Raw genomic sequence first — 20,634 nt, 5'->3', positions numbered from 1 at the left:
CTCTGGTGAGGCGAGGGGGAGAGGTTGAGGCAACGTCAATGCGCTCGTTGCCGGTAACCTTCAGCTACTCGCAGGCCCTGGAGGCCGGCCTGACGCGGTGGCGGCTCTACCGATTGCGGGACCAAGGGCTGATAGAGCGCATGGGCCATGGGCTCTATCGACGCCACGACGCCGAGGCCGCAGACATCGACCTCGTCGAGCTTGCCCACCGGGCTCCGCCTGCCACCCTGTGCCTGACGAGCGCACTGGCTCGTCACGGCCTCACCGACGAGATTCCCTCCCGCATCGATGTCGCGCTGCCGCGCGGTCGGCATCGACCGGCGACGGCCGCCCCGGTCGCCTGGCACGCGTTCGACCCGGCCACCTTCGAGGTCGGCCGCGCGGAGTTGCCACTCGATCCGGAGACCTCGATCGGCCTCTACGGGCCCGAGCGCAGCATCATCGATGCCCTTCGCCTCCGGCACCGCGAGGGCCCGGAGCTGGCGTACCCGGCTTTGCGTCGGTGGCTGAGACGCGACGGCGCGGCACCGGCGAAGTTGCTGGCGATGGCTCGATACTTCCCGCAGGCCGAACGACCACTCCGAGAGGCTCTGGAGATCCTGCTGTGACCGTGCGCCCGACCCGAGCCACCCTGGCCGGCCGCGCCTACCTCGACCTTCAGAATCTCGCGCGCCGCTCCGGCCGCCCCACCGACGAGCTGCACCAGGTCTATGCGCTGGAGGGCTTCCTCGCCCGCTTGGCCCGATCCCCGTACGCGGACAAGCTGGTCCTCAAGGGCGGCGTGCTGCTGGCCGCCTATGCCGCCCGCCGGCCGACCCGAGACGTGGATCTCCAGGGCCGATGGATTTCGAACGACGCCGAGCGGGTGCTCGGTATCGTCCGTCGCATCAGCGCCCTGGACCTCGACGACGGCCTGACGCTCGATGCGGCGAGCGCAACGGCGGAAACCATCCGGGACGACGACGTCTACACCGGCGTGCGGGTCAGCCTCAGCGGCCACCTCGCCGCTGCCCGCCTGTCCTTCCATGTCGACGTCAACGTCGGCGACCCGATCTGGCCTGATCCAAAGCCGATCAAGCTGCCACGCCTGCTCGACGGTGAGATCGTGGTGACGGGCTATCCGCTCTCCATGGTGTACGCGGAGAAGCTGGTGACAGCGTTGCAGCGGAGTGCGGCAAACACCCGTTGGCGCGACTTCGCCGACGTCTACCTGCTCTCTGGCCTGCACGACATCGATGGCGGCGAGCTGGCCGCAGCCGTGCAACGGGTGGCCGAGTACCGCGGGGTGACGCTCGCGCCGTTGAGTCAGGTTCTCGACGGCTATGCGACGCTCGCGCAGCGGCGGTGGGCCGCCTGGCGACGTAAGCATCGCCTCGATGATCGGTTGCCGCAGAGCTTCGACGAGGTGTTGCAGCGGGTTTTCGCGCTGGCTGATCCCGCCTTGACCCCGCTTTCCGGTGGTCGGGAACACCGGTCGAGAGCACGCCGTGAGGCACTGGACGAGTTGACGGCGGACGCGATCGACATGGGCGTCTACGACGAAGCGATTCGACGCGGTCGCCAGCTCTCGGACGACCCGCCGGCCGAGTGACCATCCACCAACCTGGGAACCCTTGACCACCCTGCCGGTGCGGGTGGTCGGCTTGCGGCCGGGCCGGGCCGGGGCGGGGTCGCCACACCTGCGCGAGAGGAGACCCGTGCCCCATACTGGCGCGGTGTTCACCCTCGCCCAGGCGCGTCACCTCGTGGCCACCCTGCAACCGCGCATCGACGAGCTGATCCGGCTCCGCGCCGACCTCGCCGAGCTGCGCGCCGACCTCGCCGACGGCGGGCTGAGTCCGCTCGGCGGCCTCGCCGAGGTCAAGGGCCTGGAGGCCCGGCTGCACGGCGTCGTGGACGAGCTGCACGAGCACGACATCCAGGTCAAGGGCATCGCCCCGGTGCTGCTGGACTTCCCCGGCGAGCGGGGCGGCCGCCCGGTGCTGTGGTGCTGGCTGGAGGGCGACTCCGACGTGCGCTGGTACCACCGCGTCGAGTGCGGCTTCGCCGGCCGCCGCCGGGTGTGAACGGAGGCTCAGCGCAGGGTGGCCAGCGCCGCCGGTGAGACGTTGCCGCCGCTGAGCACCAGCACCACCCGGGTGCACGACGCGGCACTGACCAGGCCGGTGCGCAGCGCCGCGTAGGTGACGGCGGCGGACGGCTCGACCAGGAGCTTCGTGGCGTCCAGCAGCTCCCACCACGCGCCCCAGATCGCGTCCTCGGCGACCTCCACCACGTCGTCCACCAGGGCCTGGATGTGGGCCAGGGTGTGCCGGCCGGCGAAGGGGGCGGCCAGCCCGTCGGCCATCGACCGTGGCGGCGTGGCCGGGGCCGCGCCGCCGGTGCGCAGGGCGTGCCCGACGGCGTTGGCGGTGGCCGGCTCCACCCCGACGATCCGCGCGGTCGGTGCCGCCGCCCGCACCGCCGCCGCCACGCCGCTGATCAGCCCACCGCCGCCCACCGGCACCAGGACCAGCCCCGGCGGCGGGCCGTCGGCCAGGATCTCCCGGCCGATGGTGGCCTGGCCGGCGATGACGTCCGGGTCGTCGAACGGCGGCAGCAGGTGGTATCCGCGTTCCGCCGCGATGGCCTCGCAGGTGCCGAGCAGGTCGTCGGTGAGCACGACCTCCCCGCCGTACCGGCGGACCGCCTCGATCTTGGTCGGCACCGCGTGCGGCGGCATGCACACCACGGTGGGCAGGGCGTACGCCTGGCCGGCGTACGCCACGGCCATCGCGTGGTTGCCGGCCGAGAAGGCCGCCAGGCCGGCCGGTCGGCCGGCGCGTTCGGTGAGCGCGAGCAACGCGTTGAGCACCCCGCGGGTCTTGAAGCTGCCGGTGTGCTGCAGGTTCTCCGCCTTGACCCAGAGGTCGAGGCCGTACTCGTCGCCGATGTGCGTGCAGGCCAGCAGCGGGGTGCGGACGACCCGCCCGCCGATCCGCCGCTGCGCCGCCGTGATGTCGTCCGCGCTCACCAACTGCACACGGCGCAGCCTAGCCGCCACCACACACCGCCTCACGCCCCGCGCTCACCACGGGGCACGGCCCGGGCCGCACCGTGCCCCGGCCGGGGTCAGTCGCGCGGCGCCGTCTCCAGCGGCCACTGGGTGCTGACCGTCCTGTCGATGCCCCGCCGGTCGAAGGAGAGCTGGAGGCCCCGGGCCTGCTCGGCGTGCCAGCCGACCTGCGCCCGGTGCAGCGCGTCCGGCCGCATCCGGGCGATGGCCTCGTGCCGGGCGGCGATCGACCGGGCCAACTCGGCGGCTGCCCGGGCGTCGCTGGCCGCGTCGTGGGCGTTGTCGAGCGTGACCTCGTAGTACCGGCACAGGTCGCCGAGCTGCCGGCGGCCGTACCACCGGGGTTCGACCTGCTGGTGCAGCACGGACGGGTCGATGACGACGGCCCGGTCCCAGTCGATGGCCGGCAGGCCGTGCCGGGCCAGCTCGGTGTGCAGGGCCGTCACGTCGTACGGGGCGCAGAAGGCCACCAGCGGCGTGGCGTCGGCGATCAGCTTGGCCACCGCCGTGCCCAGCTCCGCGAGCGCCTCCCGGGCCGGCCGGCCGTCGGCGCGCACCCGCTCGTCGGTGATGCCGTGCCGGGCCGTGGCGTCGGCGGGGATCGGCACGCCCGGGTCGACGAGCCACTCCTGCGTCGTGCCGTCGGAGTGCACCAGGGCCGCGGAGACGATCCGGGTCTCCGTCGGATCGGGCAGGGTGCCCTCCAGGTCGAAGCCGACGACCGGCAGGTCGTGCCAGCCGCCGTGGCGTCCGACGGGCGGCGCGACCCGGGCCGGCACGCACCCGTCGTGGTACGTGTTCCAGACCCCGTTGGCGCTGGCGCGCCGGCCGGCGCCGGCCTCCACCGGGGCGTGGCAGGTGGCGCAGCGCCCGGCGTACTTGTTGATCATTGAGTTGTCTCCTGTGGGGTGTCGACGAACAGGAGACGATCTTCGGGTACGCGCCCGGCGGGCGGCCCGCCGCACACGCCGACGAACGGGCGGATCCGTGGCCCTTGTGGATGGTCGCCGCCCCCTAGCGACCACCCCTGTTAGGGATCGGTGATCTTCCATTTACCGTGCATTCGGTGGTATCTATCTCTGACTACCACTTCCCACCCCCAGGAGTGCGACGTGCGGAGATCCCGTCTCGTTACCCTCGCCGTGAGCCTCGCGGCGTCCATCGGCGCCACGCTCACGCTGGCCGTCCCCGCCCAGGCGGCACCCACCGACCGCTACGTCGCCCTCGGCGACTCGTACGCCTCCGGCGTCGGCGCCGGCAGCTACACCTCGGAGAGCGGGAGCTGCCAGCGCAGCACCAACGCGTATCCGGCGCTCTACAACGCCAACGTCAAGCCCGCGTCGTACAAGTCGGTGGCCTGCTCCGGGGCGACCACCACGGACGTGATCAACAACCAGCTCTCCGCGCTGTCGTCGACCACCACGCTGGTCAGCGTCACCATCGGCGGCAACGACGTCGGCTTCGCCAACATCATGACCACCTGCGTGCTCTACGGCGAGAGCCAGTGCGTGGCCGCCGTGCAGGCCGCCGAGGACAAGGCGCGCGCCGAGCTGTCCGGCAAGCTCGCGAAGGTCTACAGCGGGATCAGGTCCAAGGCCCCGTCGGCGCGGGTGGTGGTGGTCGGCTACCCGGTCTTCTACCAGCTCGGCACGGTCTGCGTCGGTCTGAGCGCGAACTCGCGGGCGAAGATCAACGAGGGCATCAACCTGGTCGACGACATCACCCGCAGCGCCGCCGCGTCTGCCGGCTTCACGTTCGCCGACGTCCGCTCCATCTTCGTTGGCCACCAGCTGTGCAGCTACGGCGAGAAGTGGCTGCACGCGCTCAACTTCGCCAGCATCGGCATCTCGTACCACCCGACGGCGGCCGGCCAGTCCGGCGGCTACTACCCGGTGTTCCGCTCCGCCGCCGGCTGAGCCTGGCGAGTCACCTGTCCCTGCTCTGACCCCGGCGCGCCCGGGGCGGCTTCCTGCCGCCCCGGGCGCGTCCGCGTCCGCGCCTCCGGTGGGACGGGGTGATCGACTCCATGTCGGCGACATGGGGGCATCCGGGTGGCGGGGACCCCGCCACGTCGGCGACACGGAGTCGATCAACGGCGGGGTGGCCCGTCACCGCCCGCTATCCGGTGATCGACGCATGTGCATCTTGACGAACTGATGACGGCGTGAGTAGCGTCTCACCATCCTTTTGGAAAGTTTCCTAACTGTTTGGGGAGCCGCCACATGAAGAGATCGCTCCGCCGGGCCCTCTGGGCCGGTGCCGTGGTCGCGGTGACCGTCGCGGTGGTCCCGGTGACCTCGGCGTTCGGCGCGGGGAGTGTGACCGCCACGTTCGCCAAGGCGCAGGACTGGGGGACCGGCCACGAGACCCGGGTAACCGTCACCAACGGCTCCGCCGCCAGCGTCAGCACCTGGCGCATCGAGTTCGACCTGCCCGCCGGCACCACCATCAGCAGCGCCTGGGACGCCGACGTCACCAGCAGCGGCAACCACTGGGTCGCGGTGAAGAAGAGCTGGGCCGGCCCGCTCGCCCCCGGGGCGACCTTCAGCTGGGGCTACAACGGCACCGGGGCCTACAAGGCGCCGCTGAACTGCACCATCAACGGCGCGCCGTGCGGCGGGGGGACCACCCCCACCACCGCGCCGCCGACGACCGCGCCCCCCACGACCGCGCCGCCGACGACCGCGCCCCCGACGACCGCACCGCCCACCACGCCGCCGCCGACCACGACCCCGCCCACCGGCGGCAAGAAGGTCGTCGGCTACTTCGCCGAATGGGGCGTCTACGGCCGCAACTACCACGTCAAGAACATCCACACCAGCGGCTCCGCCGCGAAGCTCACCCACATCCTGTACGCCTTCGGCAACACCACCGGCGGCCGCTGCGCCATCGGTGACAGCTACGCCGACTACGAGAAGGCGTACACGGCGGCCGACAGCGTCGACGGCGTCGCCGACACCTGGGACCAGCCGCTGCGCGGCAGCTTCAACCAGCTCCGCAAGCTGAAGAAGATGTACCCGCACCTCAAGGTCATCTGGTCCTTCGGCGGCTGGACCTGGTCGGGTGGCTTCACCCAGGCCGCGCAGAACCCGGCCGCGTTCGCCGAGAGCTGCTACAACCTGGTCGAGGACCCGCGCTGGGCCGACGTCTTCGACGGCATCGACGTCGACTGGGAGTACCCGAACGCCTGCGGCCTCACCTGCGACACCAGCGGCCCGAACGCCTTCAAGAACGTGATCTCCGCGCTGCGGTCGAAGTTCGGCTCCTCGGCCCTGGTCACCGCCGCCATCACCGCCGACGGCAGCAACGGCGGCAAGATCGACGCCACCGACTACGCCGGGGCGATCGGCAACCTCAACTGGCTCATGCCGATGACGTACGACTACTTCGGCGCCTTCAACGCGCAGGGCCCCACCGCCCCGCACTCCCCGCTCTACTCCTACGACGGCATCCCGCAGGCGGGCTTCAACTCCGACGCCGCGATCCAGAAGCTCAAGGGCAAGGGGATCCCGGCCGACAAGCTGCTGCTCGGCATCGGCTTCTACGGCCGGGGCTGGACCGGGGTGACCCAGTCCGCGCCGGGCGGCTCCGCCACCGGGGCGGCGCCGGGCACCTACGAGGCCGGCATCGAGGACTACAAGGTGCTCAAGAACACCTGCCCGGCCACGGGCACGGTCGGCGGCACCGCGTACGCCAAGTGCGGCAGCAACTGGTGGAGCTACGACACCCCGTCGACCATCGGCGGCAAGATGACGTACGCGAAGAACCAGGGCCTCGGCGGCGCGTTCTTCTGGGAGCTGTCCGGCGACACCACCAACGGCGAGCTGATCGGCGCGATCCGCGGCGGCCTCGGCTGAGGCAAGGAAGGGCCCCCTGTTGACGCTTTCCGCATAGCAAGGGTCCCCTGCAAACACCCCGGGCCCGGGAACCGTCCGCACGGCGGTTCCCGGGCCCCGGCGTGCGTGGGCGCGGCCCGGCGTGGGCGTGGCGCGGGGGTGATGTGTCAGACTCGCCCATCGGCGGCGTCCCCGGTGTGCCGGGGCCGAGGGGAGGGACGGATGGGCGTGACGAACACCAGGGTGGCCACCAGGGCGGCGCTGGTCGCGACACTCGCGGTCCTCCCGTTCGCCCTGGTCGGCTGCGGCAGCGACGACGAGGACGCCGCCCAGCAGCCCGGCCGGGCGCCCGCCGAGGAGGCGGCCGCGAAGTCGCGGGAGCGGGTCCAGGCGTACCTCGACGCGATGATCGCCAAGGACGTGGCCGCCGGGCGCGGCCAGCTCTGCGCCCCCGCCCAGGCGGCCTTCGACGCCGCCGCGACCGGCCCGAACGGCGACTTCGCCGACCACTTCACCGTGACCGGGGCGACGATCACCGACGTCCGCGCGGGCGCGGGCGGGCAGGAGGTCAGCACGGAGATCACCGTGACCGCCGGCTCCCGCGAGGCCACCCGGCCACTGCTGTTCACCGTCACCCGCAGCGGTGCCGACTGGTGCGTGGCGCGCGAGGCGCCGGGCGGCAACACCCCGGAGCCGTCGGTCACCCCCTGATCACGCCCCGGGTCGGCGTTGATCTTCCAACTGCCGGAAACCGTCCCCCTCGCCCGTCGGGTGCCCGGGCGGTCGCCGTACGCTTTCCGTCATGCGCCATGAGTGGCATCAGCTGAGCCATCCCGCCGTGGGCAGCCCCGGCCTGCAGACCAGCCGCCCGACCGTCGACTCCGCCGAGGACGCCGCCCTCGGCCTCGACCGCTGGCGGGAGCTGCCCCGCGCGCAGGTCCCGCCGTGGCCCGACCAGGCCCAGGTCGCCGAGGTCTGCAAGGTGCTCGACACCGTGCCGTCGGTCGTCGCGCCGTACGAGGTCGACCAGCTGCGGCGCAAGCTCGCCCTGGTCTGCGAGGGCAAGGCGTTCCTGCTCCAGGGCGGCGACTGCGCCGAGACCTTCGCCGACAACACCGAGAGCCACCTGCTGGCCAACGCCCGCACCCTGCTCCAGATGGCGATCGTGCTCACCTACGGCGCGTCCCTGCCGGTGGTCAAGGTCGCCCGGGTCGCCGGGCAGTACACCAAGCCCCGGTCGCTGCCGACCGACGCCCGCGGGCTGCCGGCCTACCGCGGCGACCTGATCAACTCGCTGGAGGCCACGCCGGAGGCCCGGGTCGCCGACCCGCAGCGCATGATCCGGGCGTACGCGAACTCGGCCGCCGCGATGAACATGCTCCGGGCGTACCTGGCCGGCGGGCTGGCCGACCTGCACGCGGTGCACGACTGGAACAAGGGCTTCGTCAAGAACTCCCCGGCCGGCGAGCGCTACGAGGCGATCGCCCGGGAGATCGACCGGGCCATCGCGTTCATCCAGGCCTGCGGGATGACCGAGGACGACGCGCTGCGCACGGTCACCCTCTACTGCTCCCACGAGGCCCTGGCTCTGGAATACGACCGGGCGCTCACCCGGGTCTCCGGCACCCGGGCGTACGGGCTGTCCGGGCACTTCCTGTGGATCGGCGAGCGCACCCGGCAGATCGACGGGGCGCACATCGACTTCATCTCCCGCATCGCCAACCCGATCGGCGTGAAGCTCGGCCCGACCACCACCCCCGACGAGGCGATCGAGCTCTGCGAGAAGCTCAACCCGGAGAACATCCCCGGCCGGCTCACGCTGATCAGCCGGATGGGCAACCATAAGGTCCGCGACACCCTGCCGCCGATCGTGGCGAAGGTCACCGCCGCCGGCGCCAAGGTGGTCTGGCAGTGCGACCCGATGCACGGCAACACCCACGAGTCCTCCAACGGCTACAAGACGCGGCACTTCGACCGCATCGTCGACGAGGTGCTCGGCTACTTCGAGGTGCACCGGGGGCTGGAGACCCACCCGGGCGGCCTGCACGTCGAGCTGACCGGCGAGGACGTCACCGAGTGCCTCGGCGGCGCGCAGGGCATCGAGGACCTGGACCTGCCCGACCGGTACGAGACCGCCTGCGACCCCCGGCTGAACACCCAGCAGTCGCTGGAGCTGGCGTTCCTCGTGGCGGAGATGCTCCGTGGCTGACGCGAGGAGTGAGCTTGCGAGCCCCGCAGTCGGCGGCCGTAGGGGGCATGGTGGCTGACGCGAGGAGTGAGCTTGCGAGCCCCGCAGTCGGCGGCCGGAGGCGGATCCGTGGCTGACGCTGTTGTCGACCTGCGGTCGGACACCGTGACCCGGCCCACCGCCGGGATGCGGGAGGCGATGGCCGCCGCCGAGGTCGGCGACGACGTCTACGGCGAGGACCCGACGGTCAACGCCCTGGAGGCCGAGGTCGCCGCGCTGTTCGGGCACGAGGCGGCGCTGTTCGCCCCGACCGGTTCGATGGCCAACCAGATCGCCCTGCAACTGGTGGTGCCGCCGGGCGACGAGCTGCTCTGCGACGCCGACGCGCACGTGGTGACGTACGAGATCGGCGCGGCGGCGGCGTACGGCGGGATCTCGTCGCGGACGTGGCCGGCGGCCGGCGCGGACCTCGACCCCGGCGTGGTCGCCGGGATGGTCCGGCCGGACGACTACTTCGCGGTGCCGACGCGGGCGATCGCCGTCGAGCAGACCCACAACCGGGGCGGCGGCGGGGTGATCCCCCTGGCCACGCTGCGCGAGCTGCGCCGGGTCGCCGACGCCGACGGCCTCGCCCTGCACTGCGACGGGGCCCGGATCTGGCACGCCCACGTGGCCGACCGGGTGCCCCTGGCGGAGTACGGCGCGCTGTTCGACACCCTGTCCGTCTGCCTGTCCAAGGGCCTCGGCGCGCCGGTCGGCTCGCTGGTGGTGGGCAGCGCGGAGCGGATCGGGCGGGCGCGGACGATCCGGAAGCGGATGGGCGGCGGGATGCGCCAGGCCGGGGTGCTCGCCGCCGCCGGCCGGTACGCCCTCGCGCACCACGTCGAGCGGCTCGCCGACGACCACGCGAAGGCCGCCCGCCTGGTGGAGGCGCTCGCCCCGTTCGGGGTGCTCGCGTCGCCGGTGCGCACGAACCTGGTCCCACTCGACCTGACCAAGACCGACCTGGACGCGCGGGGCCTGGCCGCCGCCGCCCGCGCCGAGGGGGTGCTGATCTCGGTGCTCGGCCCGCGCCTCGCCCGCCTGGTCACCCACCTCGACGTCGACGACGACGCGGTCGACCGCGCCGCCACCGTCCTGGCGTCGATCCTGCGCCGCTGACCCCGCCCGCCACCGGGGGCGGGGGAGGACCGGGTCAGGGGTGCAGGCGCTTGAGGGTGGCGATGTCGGTGGCGTGGCCCTCGTGCTTCTCCGTCGGGGTCTCCACCACGATCGGGATGCCGGCCGTGGCGGGGTGGGCCATCAGCTCGGCGAACGCCGGCTCGCCGATGCTGCCCTTGCCGATGTTCTCGTGCCGGTCCCGGGTCGAGCCGCACAGGTCCTTCGAGTCGTTGGCGTGCACCAGCCGCAGCCGGTCCGGCCCCACCGTGGCCACCAGCGTGTCCAGGCAGGCCGTCATCCCGCCCTCGGCGGCCAGGTCGTGCCCGGCGGCCCAGGCGTGGCATGTGTCGAAGCAGACGCCCAGGCCGGGGTGGCGGTCCACCGCGTCGAGGTAGGGGCCGAGGTGCTCCACCCGGGAGGCCAGGGACCGGCCCCCGCCCGCGCTCGGCTCCACCAGCAGCAGCGGGCCGTCCGTGGCCGTGGTCTCGTCGAGCAGCGGCAGCAGCGCCTCGCGCACCTGGCGCAGGGCCGCGTCGGCGTGCCCGGCGTCGACGGCGCTGCCGGCGTGGAAGACCACGCCCCGGGCGCCGATCGCCCGCCCCCGGCGCAGCGCGTGGGCCAGCGTCTGCGCGGACCGCTCGACCGTGGCCGGGGTGGGCGAGCCCAGGTTCACCAGCAGGGACGCGTGGATGAACACGGGCACCCCGCGCGCGGCGCAGCCGTCGCGGAACAGCGCGTCCTGGGCCGGGTCACCCGCCGGCAGCGCCCAGCCCCGGGAGTTGGACACGTAGACCTGGACGGCCTCGGAGGCGGCGGCGTCGACGTACGGCAGGGCGGCCTTCGCCAGCCCGCCCGAGGTGGGGGTGTGCGAGCCGACCGGGCGGCGGGGCGCGGGGGTGCTCACAGGCAGCCGATCGTGACCGGGGTGCCGGGCGGCACCTGCGAGTTCTCGCCCGGGTTCTGGAACCGGACGGTGCCGTTGGGGTTGAACTGCACGTTCACCGGCAGGCCCTGGCTCTCCAACTGCTGCTTGGCCTGCTGGCAGGGCAGGTCGACCACCCGGGGCACGACGACCTGCGGCGGCCCCTCGCTGACGTCGAGCTTGACCTGGGCGCCCTTCTCCACGCCGGTGCCGCTGGCAGGGCTCTGCCCGAGGATCTCGTCGCGCGGCTTGTCCGACTTCTTGTAGGTCTCCACCGGGACCAGGCCGAGCTGGGCCAGGGCGGCGCGGGCCTCGCCGAGGTTCTTGCCGACCAGGTTGGGCACCGAGATCGGCGCCTTGCCCTTGCTGAGGATGACGGTGACCTTCGCGCCGGGCTTCACCTCGGTGCCGACCTTCGGGTCGGTGGCCACCACGACGCCCTCGGGCAGGTTGTCGTCGTAGCGGGAGCCGCCCTTGGCCACCACCAGCTCGGCGTTGGTCAGGTCCGCCTCGGCCAGCTCGAAGTCCTTGCCGACCACGTCGGGCACCGGCAGCCGCTCCGGGCCCCGGGACAGGGTGAGGGTGATCGTGCCGCCCTTGACGATCCGGGCCGCCGAGGCCGGGTCCTGCGTCAGGACGGCGTCGCGGGGGACCTTCTCGTCGTAGCGGGGCTCGGCGTAGCGCAGCACGAACCCGCCCCGGTCGGCCTGCCCCTCCGCCTCGGCCTTGGTGAGGCCGACCAGCTCCGGGGCCACCGTGTACCGGCCCATCCCGAACCACCAGCCGGTGAGCGCGACGACCAGGCCGAGCACCACCAGGGCCGCGAGGACGCCCCTGCGGCCGCGCGGGTCGCCCATGATCTGGGTACGCAGCGCGGCGAGCCGCGCCATCGGCCCCTCGGGCTCGGGGGTGGCCCGCCGCCGGTGCGGGCGCTGCGGTTCGGGCTCGGGCAGCCGCGCCCAGGCGGGCCGCTGGGCCGGGTGGACCGCCGCGACCGCCATGGTCGGCTGCGCCATCGCGCTGGTCTCGTCGGTCACCGGGCGCAGCACGGCGGTGTGCGTGTTGGCGTTGCCCAGGTCGTCGCGGGCCACCTGGACCTCGGCCAGCAGGGCGCCGGCGTCGGTGGGGCGCGCGCCCGGGTCGCGGCGGGTGGCCCGGGCGACCAGGTCGTCGAGCGCCCGGGGCAGGCCGGGCACCAGCGTCGACGGGGCCGGCACGTCCCGGTCGACGTGCTGCCAGGCGACGTCCACCGGGCGGTCGCCGTCGTAGGGGACCCGGCCGGTGAGCATCTCGAACAGCACGATGCCGGCCGAGTAGACGTCGGTGCGGGTGTCGGAGCGGCCGTCGGTGACCAGCTCCGGGGCGACGTACGCCACGGTGGCCATGAGCTGGTTGCCCGGCTCCTCCTCGGAGCTGGCCTCCACGGCCCGGGCCAGCCCGAAGTCGGCGACCTTGACGACGCTGTCGACCAGGTTCGCCACGCCGCCGGTGGGGGCCTCGGCGACCAGCACGTTCTCGGGCTTGACGTCGCGGTGGACCAGGCCGGCGCGGTGCGCGGCGGCGATCGCGGCGAGCATCTGCTCCATGATCGCCAGCGCCTCGTCGGGGTTGAGCCGGCGGCGCTCGGCGAGCACGTCGCGCAGGGTGCGGCCCCGCACGTACTCCATGACCAGGTACGGCAGGCCGGCGTGGGTGCCCTGGTCGTAGACCGCCACCACGTTCGGGTGGGTCAGCCGGGCGATGGTCTTCGCCTCGTCGGTGAAGCGTGCCAGGAACCCGGCCATCCGGGCCCGCGCCTCGGTTGCCTGGGTCGGGTGGATGATCTTGACTGCGACGGTGCGCTCCAGGCGCTCGTCGGTGGCGGTGTACACGGTCGCCATGCCGCCACGGGCCACGCGACCGCGAATGCGGTAGCGCCCGTCGAGCAGCGAGCCCAGCAACGTGTCGGCGACCTGTGTGTCCATCGGCAGGCAGTCTATGTCTCTGGAGGGTGGAGGTTGCACCGGATGCTACAGCCGGATGGCCGGGTGCCCCCCGCGCCGCGCGCGTGGACCGGTTCCGGAGCCCCCGCCGGCCCCTCGCCTGCGGGGCGAGGGGGGTGCCGCGCGCCGTCCGGGCGGGCGCGTGGCAGGGTGATCGGGTGACCGACTCCGTACCCTCCGGCCAGGCCGCCTCCGGCGCAGACCTCGCCGGCCCGAGCGACCCGGCCGGCTGGCTGGCCCTGCCGGACGTCGCCGAGCGCCTCGACCTGTCGATCAGCAAGGTCCACCAGATGATCCGGGACCGCGAGCTGCTCGCCGTGCGCCGCGACGGCGTGCGTCGGGTGCCCGCCGACCTGGTGGCCAACCGCACCGTGCTCAAGCACCTGCCCGGCGTGCTCACCCTGCTCGCCGACGCCGGCTACGACGACGAGGCGGCGCTGCGCTGGCTCTACGAGCCCGACGACACCCTCTCCGGCGGCACCCCGGCGGCCACGCTCGGCGGCGACCACGCCCGCGAGGTCAAGCGCCGCGCCCAGGCCCTCGGCTTCTGACCGGCTCCGGCCGACCTCCGCACCCGGCCGGACACGGGCCGGGCCCCGTGGCGGAGGTCGCCGGCCGGGGTGGCGGGCGGGTCAGTCGGTGCGGCGGGTGGCGGCGATGGCGAGGTCCACCAGCGCCTGCCGGGCCTCGGTCTCCAGGTCGACGGCCGACAGCGCGGCGAGCGCCGTCTCGGTCAGCGCCGCGATCCGCTCCTCGGTGCGGGCCAGCGCGCCGGTCGAGGTGATCAGCTCGCGCAGCCGGGCCACCCCGTCGGCGTCCAGCTCCGGATCGCCGAGCCGCCCGAGCAGCAGCGCGCGGCCCGCGTCGTCGCTCGCCGCCACGGCCGCCGCCACGAGGTACGTCCGCTTGCCCTCGCGCAGGTCGTCGCCGGCCGGCTTGCCGGTCTGCGCCGGGTCGCCGAACACCCCGAGCACGTCGTCGCGGAGCTGGAACGCCTCGCCCAGCGGCAGCCCGTACGCCGAGTAGGCCGCCCGCACGTGGGCGGGCGCGTCGGCCAGCGCCGCGCCCAGCAGCAGCGGACGCTCGACGGTGTACTTGGCCGACTTGTACCGGGCGACCTTGCCCGCGCGCTCCACCGACGTGTCGCCGGTGGCCTGCGTCAGCACGTCGAGGTACTGCCCGACGGTGACCTCGGTGCGCATCTCGTCGAAGACGGGCCGGGCCCGGGCGACGACCTGCGGGTCCAGCCCGGCGGAGTGCAGCAGCTCGTCGGACCAGACGAGGCAGAGGTCGCCGAGCAGGATCGCCGCCGCGTCGCCGAAGCCGTCGGCGTCGCCGCCCCAACCGGCCCCCCGGTGCCGGGCGGCGAACCGCCGGTGCACCGCCGGCTCGCCGCGCCGGGTGTCCGAACGGTCCATCAGGTCGTCGTGGATCAGTGCGCTGGCCTGCACGAACTCCAGCGCGGCCAGGGCGGTCACCACCTGGTCGGCGTCGCCGCCGCCCGCCCCCCGGTACCCCCAGTACGCGAACGCGGGGCGCAGCCGCTTGCCGCCGCCCAGCACGAACGCCTCGATCGCCTCGGCCACCGGCACCAGGGCCTCGTCGACGGCCGTCAGCCAGGTGCGCTGGCCGGCCAGGAACCCGGCGAGGGCCTTGTCGACCCGCTGACGCAGGCCGGCGCGGTCGACGGGGGATACGGGAGCTGCGTGAGTCACGCCCCGACGCTAGCGGGTCGCCCGGTGAGCTGCGCATCGGCGGTGCATGGCGTGTCACCGGCCGCTCGGGCCGGCGAGGTGGGGTGTCCGGGTGACGGGACACCGCCGGGTCGGCCCTGCGGAGCCGATCCCGCCGGGTGGGCGCGTCGCCGACGGTGCGTGACGCTCGCTCGGGTATCGAACATTACGACTTGACGAACGGCGTGTTATCGCTCACAGTCGATGGTCAAGGACGACGACGCCCACGGCTGCCGGGCAAGCCCGCTTCGTTGGTCTTGGATTGGCGTGCGCCAGGCCTGCGTACGTGATGTTAGCGCTCACATCATCGACGCGCGCGGCCGTCCCCGCGCTGCCCATCTCTGGTCATTGAAGGAGGATCATGTCTGCCATTGGTGGATCGCCATCGATCGCACCGCCGCCGCCGCAGCGGCGACGCGGGTGGCTGTCTCGGGTCGTCGCCGCCGGCGTGTCGGCGGTGGTGCTCGGCGTGGCCGCCGCGGCCGCGGTGTCGACGCCCGCCGCCGCGGCGACGGTCGACACGAACGCGTGGTACGTGTTGGTCAACCGCAACAGCGGCAAGGCCCTGGACGTCTACAACCTCGCCACGAACGACGGGGCGCGGATCACCCAGTGGACGCGTAACAACGGCAACCAGCAGCAGTGGCAGTTCGTGGACTCCGGCGGCGGCTACTACCGGCTGAAGTCGCGGCTGTCCGGCAAGGTGCTGGACGTCTACAACTTCTTCACCGCCAACGGCGGCAGCATCGTGCAGTGGAGCGACCTGAACGGCACCAACCAGCAGTTCCGCCTGGCCGACTCCGACGGTGGCTACGTCCGGTTCATCAACCGGAACAGCAACAAGGCGGTCGAGGTGCAGGGCGCGTCGACCGCCGACGGCGGCAACGTCGTGCAGTACGACGACTGGAACGGCAGCAACCAGCAGTGGCAGCTCGTGCGCGTCGACGGCGGCACGAACCCCACCACCCCGCCGCCGACGACCCCGCCGCCGGGCGGCACGTGCGACCTGCCGTCGACGTACCGGTGGTCGTCGACCGGCCCGCTGGCGCAGCCGAAGTCCGGCTGGGCGTCACTGAAGGACTTCACCATCGCCCCCTACCAGGGCAAGCAGTTGGTGTACGCCACCACCCACAGCAGCAGCGCCACCGGCGGCTGGGGTTCGATGAACTTCGGCCTGGTCGACAACCTCAACCAGCTCGGCTCGGCCCCCCAGAACACCATGAGCCAGAGCACCGTAGCGCCGTCGCTGTTCTACTTCGCGCCGAAGAACATCTGGGTCCTCGCCCACCAGTGGGGCCCGACGTCGTTCTCGTACCGCACGTCGACCAACCCCGCCAACGCCAACGGCTGGTCGGCCCCGCAGCCCCTGTCGACTGCGACGATCACCGACTCCGGCACCGGCGTGATCGACCAGACGATCATCGGCGACGACCAGAACATGTACCTGTTCTTCGCCGGCGACAACGGCAAGATCTACCGCCAGATCATGCCGATCGGGAACTTCCCGGGCAGCTTCGGCTCCAGCTACACGACCATCATGAGCGACACCTCGGAGAACATCTTCGAGGCGCCGCAGGTCTACAAGGTGCAGGGCCGCAACCAGTACCTGATGATCATCGAGGCTAGGACCAGCTCCTGGGAGCGCTACTTCCGCTCGTTCACGGCGACCAGCCTGAGCGGCACCTGGACGCCGAACGCGACGACCTACAACAACCCGTTCGCGGGCAAGGCCAACAGCGGTGCCACCTGGACCAACGACATCAGCCACGGCGAGCTGCTGCGCACCAGCGCGGATCAGACGAACACGATCGACCCGTGCAACTTGCAGCTGCTGTACCAGGGCCGCGCCACGAACTCGGGCGGTGACTACGGCCTCCTGCCGTACCGGCCGGGTCTGCTGACCCTGCAACGCTGACCGCGTGAGCCGACGCTGACGGCGTGAGTCAGCGGCCGGCGTGAGTTCGACCGAGCGGCGGGTCCGGCGTAGGCCGGGCCCGCCGCGCGTCGCTCGACACCTCGTACCGGAGCGACCGAACAACGACCGGATCCCGCCCCCCGCCGATCGGCAGGAGGCGGGTCGACCCGGGACAACGGTCGGCGGGGACCGAGCGGGTCGCCACCGGGACCACCCTGCTGCCGACCACCATCACCGCGGAACGCCGCGCGGGGACGACAACGCGTCCCCGCGCGGGACGGTCAGGCCGCTGGCCGGTCAGGCGTCGGCGATCGGGCTGGTGCCCAGGCGGATGTTGTCGATCGCCCAGTACCAGTTGTTGCCGGCATTGAAGATCCGGAAGTTGACCTTTGCCGAGGTGGCCCCAGCCGGGACGGGACAGGAGAGCTGGACGAGCCGGTTCTCCTGGTCCTGGCCCTGGTTGGTGTTGCCGGAGGTCGCGCTGCTGTAGTGCAGCACCTTGACCTTGGCGCCGGTGTCGAACTGGACGGTGACCTCGGCCTCCTGCGGGCTCTCCTGACGGTAGTGGGAGTCGAAGCCCAGGTGGAGGGTGGAGGCGCCCGAGGGGATGGCGACCGCCGGGCTGGTCAGGGTCGAGTCGAACTGGCCCTGGCCGGCCGGGCTGCCGGTGTCGTCCCAGTCGTCGGGGTCGGCAACCGCGACCACGCCGAGGGACCGGCTGAAGTTGGGGCGGTTCTGCCCGCCGGGGAACCAGAACTGCTTGGACAGGAAGGTCCAGCCCTGTAGTTCCCGGGTGCCCTGCGGCATCCCCGGCGCGTTGGTGACCGTCCAGCCCTCGGGGGTGGTCCGCGTCCAGCCGAGCAGGCCGGGTCGGCTGAGGTCGGCCGCCGCAGCGAGCGTGGGGGCGACGGATTCGAAGTCCTCCGCGAGCAGGTAGCCGGTCATGACGGGCCCGGTCTTGGCCGGCAGGGACGCGGTCACCTGCTGGGCGCTGCCGCGCAGATCCGCCGTGACGGTCGCCTTGAGGCTGCCGGAGGCACGCGCCGCCGAGGCGGGCGCGACGACGTCCCACTCCAGGCGGGCGGAGGAGCGGGCCGCGACGGCCGCCGGCACGTCGCCCCTGGGCGTGGCGGTCCAGCCCGTCGGGAGGTCCAGCGTGGCTGCCAGGCTGGTGAGCGGGGCGCCGCCGGCGTTGGTGACGGTGGCCGACACGGTGACCGGCCTGCCCGGCGAGAGCATGGTGCCGTCGGTGCCGGGCGAGCTCGCGGGACCGGTCAGCGAGACGCTCATCGCCGGGGCGACCCGGAAGCCGACAGCCGCGTCGGCGAGCCTCAGCAGGCCGTCGCCGTCGCCGTGGGCGGCGACCACCAGGCGGCCTGCGGTGGCGTCAGCGGCCGGCGTGACGGTGAGTCGCACGTCGGCCGAGCCCCCGGCGGCGATCACCTTCGGCGCCGCGGCGGTCCGCTCGACCGTCCAGCCGGAGGGGGCGAGCAGGGCGACCGAGAGCCGGTCGATCCTGGTGCCGCCCTGGTTCCGCACGGTGACGACGACATCGGCCGGGCTGCTCTGCGCGAATGGCGTGTCCAGGGCGGGCAGCGCCTCCGGCAGGGTGATCGTCGCGGCCAGCGCCGGGGCGGTACCGGTCGCCGGGTCGGTGACGCCGGGCCTGTAGTCGGCCAGGCGGCCGGTCATCCGGCGCAGGAACGACGGGTCTCCCAGGTCGACGACCACGATGTCGTACCAGCCGTGGTCGGCAAGGTGGACGGGCACGGTCCGGGTCTGGCCGGGCGCGAGGGTGACGGTCTGGAGAGGGTGACGTGGCCGTCCACCGTGCCGGGGGTCACGCGGGTAGACCGACTCGCCGACGAGGAGCCTGCGGGTGGTGGTGGAGGGGTTGGCGCACTTCACCTTCACCTGGCCGGGGGCGGCCTGCTCGACCAGGTGCGCTTCAGCGCCCACGCCGGTGCCGCGCAGCTTCCAGACGGACCAGCCGGGGGCAGTGACCTGCAGGTCGTAGCCGTCGGCACCGTACCCGATCGTGTTGTCGGCGGTCCTGGCCGCAGGGACGGTCCACGGATGTGGGGCGGTGCCGTCAGCGGGATAGGCGGTGAACGTCGCGGCGGTGGTGCCCGCGTTTCCGAGCCGCAGGCGGACGTCGGTGCCGGTGACGGCGGCCCGCAGGGACAGGCGGTACGGCAAGGGCCGCGTCCGGCGGGTGCCGGTCTCCTGCGCCGGCAGCGACTGGTTCTTCGGCGGTGCGGGATTCCAACGGCCGACCGCCGGTGGCACCGGGCCGGGCTGCTCCACCTCGGGCTGCGGGTGCCTGCGCTTGAAGTCGAAGGCGGAGGTCAGGTCGCCGAAGACGCTGCGGCGCCAGGCGCTGATGTTGGGCTCCTGGACGCCGGTCCACTTCTCCAGGAACCGGATGACCGAGGTGTGGTCGAAGGCCTCCGAGCAGACGAAGCCGCCCACCGTCCACGGTGAGACGACCGTCATCGGCACCCGGGGGCCGGGGCCGACCGGCAGACCGTTGAACCAGTCGTCGCTGTTGCCGGAGTCCGGCCGTGGCGCGACCGGGGCGGGCACGTGGTCGAAGTAGCCGTCGTTCTCGTCGAAGTTGATGAACAGAGCCGTCTTCGACCAGGTCTTCGGGTCGCTCGCGATGGCGTCGAGGATGTCGTAGATGAGGTTGGCGCTGCCGACCGGGGTGGAGGTGCCGGGGTGCTCGGAGAGCGCCGCCGTCGGAACCAGCCAGCTCACCTTCGGCAGCGTGCCGTTGTTGATGTCGGACCTGAGCCGCTGGACGAGGGTGTCCGGCTCGGAGCGGTACGCCCCCCGCATGAACAACCGGCGCTCCGCCTCGGTCAGCGAGTCGACGCCCTGCTGGAACTGGGCCAGTGCGGCCTTGCGCTGGTCTGCGGTCTTGCCGAACAGGCTGTCGTAGAACTGCTCCGTGGTGGAGTACTGGCCGCTGACCTTGGAAAGGATCTTCCGGCCGATCTCCTTCCAGGGCCGGAAGTACTCGACCGCGTTGTCGGTGAAGTTGTCCCACTCCTGGTAGATCTGCCAGGAGACGCCGGCGGCCTCCAGACGCTCGGGGTACGTCGTCCACTGGTAGCCCGCGTGGGCGTAGGAGTAGGCGGCGTTGGTGACAGCCCGGTTGACGCCGTCCGGCTCGTAGCCGGTCGTGCCGGTCCACAGGTAGTTGCGGTTGGGGTTGGTCGAGCCGTAGACCGAGCAGAAGTAGGCGTCGCAGATGGTGAAACGGTCGGCCAGTTCGTACTGGAGGGGAATGTCACGCCGGTCGTAGAAGGCCATGGTGCTCTGGCCCTTGGCCGCGACCCAGTCGTCCCACCAGCCGTTCGCCCGCGCCTGGTTGGCGTCGGAGAAGCCGTGCGGGAGCGCGCCGAGGTATTGGATGTCGCTCTCGGGGCGACCGGCGTCGACCGCCGCCTGCCGGGCCGAGAACGGCAGAACCTTGCCACCGCCGGGCCGCGGCTGCTCGAAGACGCTGGCTCCGGTGGGCAGGCGCAGCGGTGTGCGGTCGCCGAAGCCGCGCACGCCTCTGAGGGCGCCGTAGTAGTTGTCGAAGGAGCGATTCTCCTGCATCAGGATGATGACGTGTTCGACCGCGTTCAGGCCACCGGGAGGCGGTGGCGCTGCCATCGCCCTCAGCACTGACGGGGGCAGTAAAGAAATCGCGGTGCCGCCAGCGACGGCACCGAGAAGCTTGCGGCGGGAGATCTCAGGCATGGGGCGGAGACTAGGTCGCGCCGATTGCACAAGGTAACCCTCGAGTGGTGAAACTTCATCGAGTGTTCAATTTCCGCTGTGGAATGTTG

At 72.6% G+C, this 20,634-nt stretch carries 16 protein-coding genes; 10 read left to right on the top strand and 6 right to left on the bottom strand.

The genetic code is table 11. The annotated features are described in order from the left end of the window. The first annotated feature begins 38 nt into the window (after positions 1–38). The 3 genes from LPU61_RS13560 (at position 39) to LPU61_RS13550 (ending at position 2,066) form a co-directional block, all read left to right on the top strand. Positions 39–608: a type IV toxin-antitoxin system AbiEi family antitoxin domain-containing protein gene (locus tag LPU61_RS13560; protein ID WP_043967222.1), complete on the top strand. Its 570-nt coding sequence runs from the start codon at positions 39–41 to the stop codon at positions 606–608. Next, a complete protein-coding gene (locus LPU61_RS13555) occupies positions 605–1,591 on the top strand; it encodes a nucleotidyl transferase AbiEii/AbiGii toxin family protein (protein ID WP_063838620.1) in 987 nt (328 codons plus the stop codon). Before LPU61_RS13560 ends, LPU61_RS13555 begins: the two co-directional genes overlap by 4 nt. A 124-nt stretch (positions 1,592–1,715) precedes the next feature. Next, positions 1,716–2,066 carry a DUF2203 domain-containing protein gene (locus LPU61_RS13550; RefSeq protein WP_043967223.1) on the top strand — a complete coding sequence of 117 codons (351 nt, stop codon included), beginning with the start codon at positions 1,716–1,718 and terminating at the stop codon, positions 2,064–2,066. Between the two features lie 8 nt (positions 2,067–2,074). Here the strand turns inward: LPU61_RS13550 and LPU61_RS13545 are convergent, their stop codons facing one another. After that, positions 2,075–3,022: a threonine/serine dehydratase gene (locus LPU61_RS13545; protein WP_043967225.1), complete on the bottom strand. Its 948-nt coding sequence runs from the start codon at positions 3,020–3,022 to the stop codon at positions 2,075–2,077. Between the two features lie 89 nt (positions 3,023–3,111). Continuing rightward, a complete protein-coding gene (locus tag LPU61_RS13540) occupies positions 3,112–3,945 on the bottom strand; it encodes an exonuclease domain-containing protein (protein ID WP_043967227.1) in 834 nt (277 codons plus the stop codon). Positions 3,946–4,167: 222 nt separating this feature from the next. Here LPU61_RS13540 and LPU61_RS13535 point away from each other — a divergent pair, with 222 nt between their 5' ends. From LPU61_RS13535 to LPU61_RS13515, 5 genes are all read left to right on the top strand, one after another. Further along, positions 4,168–4,971 carry an SGNH/GDSL hydrolase family protein gene (locus LPU61_RS13535; protein ID WP_229405083.1) on the top strand — a complete coding sequence of 268 codons (804 nt, stop codon included), beginning with the start codon at positions 4,168–4,170 and terminating at the stop codon, positions 4,969–4,971. 306 nt (positions 4,972–5,277) lie between these two features. Continuing rightward, complete coding sequence (locus LPU61_RS13530; protein ID WP_229405082.1) at positions 5,278–6,912, top strand: glycosyl hydrolase family 18 protein; 1,635 nt, start codon at positions 5,278–5,280, stop codon at positions 6,910–6,912. 201 nt (positions 6,913–7,113) lie between these two features. Then, positions 7,114–7,602 carry a hypothetical protein gene (locus LPU61_RS13525; RefSeq protein ID WP_229405081.1) on the top strand — a complete coding sequence of 163 codons (489 nt, stop codon included), beginning with the start codon at positions 7,114–7,116 and terminating at the stop codon, positions 7,600–7,602. Positions 7,603–7,693: 91 nt separating this feature from the next. Next, the gene (locus LPU61_RS13520) at positions 7,694–9,100 is read left to right on the top strand and encodes a class II 3-deoxy-7-phosphoheptulonate synthase (protein WP_043967233.1); all 1,407 of its coding nucleotides are present in this window, start codon (positions 7,694–7,696) and stop codon (positions 9,098–9,100) included. Positions 9,101–9,208: 108 nt separating this feature from the next. After that, positions 9,209–10,240, top strand: a complete 1,032-nt coding sequence (locus LPU61_RS13515; RefSeq protein WP_229405080.1) for a low specificity L-threonine aldolase — start codon at positions 9,209–9,211, stop codon at positions 10,238–10,240. Between the two features lie 34 nt (positions 10,241–10,274). Here LPU61_RS13515 and LPU61_RS13510 read toward each other — a convergent pair whose 3' ends face one another. Next, the gene (locus LPU61_RS13510; RefSeq protein WP_043967235.1) at positions 10,275–11,144 is read right to left on the bottom strand and encodes a deoxyribonuclease IV; all 870 of its coding nucleotides are present in this window, start codon (positions 11,142–11,144) and stop codon (positions 10,275–10,277) included. Next, on the bottom strand, positions 11,141–13,126 hold the full coding sequence (gene pknB / locus LPU61_RS13505; protein WP_229405079.1) for a Stk1 family PASTA domain-containing Ser/Thr kinase: 1,986 nt from the start codon (positions 13,124–13,126) through the stop codon (positions 11,141–11,143). Before pknB ends, LPU61_RS13510 begins: the two co-directional genes overlap by 4 nt. A 176-nt stretch (positions 13,127–13,302) precedes the next feature. Between pknB and LPU61_RS13500 the strand changes: the two genes are divergently transcribed. Next, complete coding sequence (locus LPU61_RS13500) at positions 13,303–13,695, top strand: Rv2175c family DNA-binding protein (protein WP_043969299.1); 393 nt, start codon at positions 13,303–13,305, stop codon at positions 13,693–13,695. 81 nt (positions 13,696–13,776) lie between these two features. On the opposite strand, the gene LPU61_RS13495 is transcribed toward LPU61_RS13500, so the two are convergent. Further along, a complete protein-coding gene (locus tag LPU61_RS13495) occupies positions 13,777–14,859 on the bottom strand; it encodes a polyprenyl synthetase family protein (protein ID WP_229405078.1) in 1,083 nt (360 codons plus the stop codon). Between the two features lie 379 nt (positions 14,860–15,238). Between LPU61_RS13495 and LPU61_RS13490 the strand changes: the two genes are divergently transcribed. After that, positions 15,239–16,792 carry a non-reducing end alpha-L-arabinofuranosidase family hydrolase gene (locus LPU61_RS13490; protein ID WP_229405077.1) on the top strand — a complete coding sequence of 518 codons (1,554 nt, stop codon included), beginning with the start codon at positions 15,239–15,241 and terminating at the stop codon, positions 16,790–16,792. 297 nt (positions 16,793–17,089) lie between these two features. Here LPU61_RS13490 and LPU61_RS13485 read toward each other — a convergent pair whose 3' ends face one another. Then, on the bottom strand, positions 17,090–20,545 hold the full coding sequence (locus LPU61_RS13485) for a phosphocholine-specific phospholipase C (protein WP_229405076.1): 3,456 nt from the start codon (positions 20,543–20,545) through the stop codon (positions 17,090–17,092). Positions 20,546–20,634: the final 89 nt, after the last annotated feature.

It is taken from the genome of Micromonospora sp. NBRC 110038, from assembly GCF_020884815.1.
In the GTDB taxonomy this organism is placed as follows: domain Bacteria; phylum Actinomycetota; class Actinomycetes; order Mycobacteriales; family Micromonosporaceae; genus Micromonospora; species Micromonospora haikouensis.
This window is presented reverse-complemented; position numbering and strand designations above follow the sequence as displayed.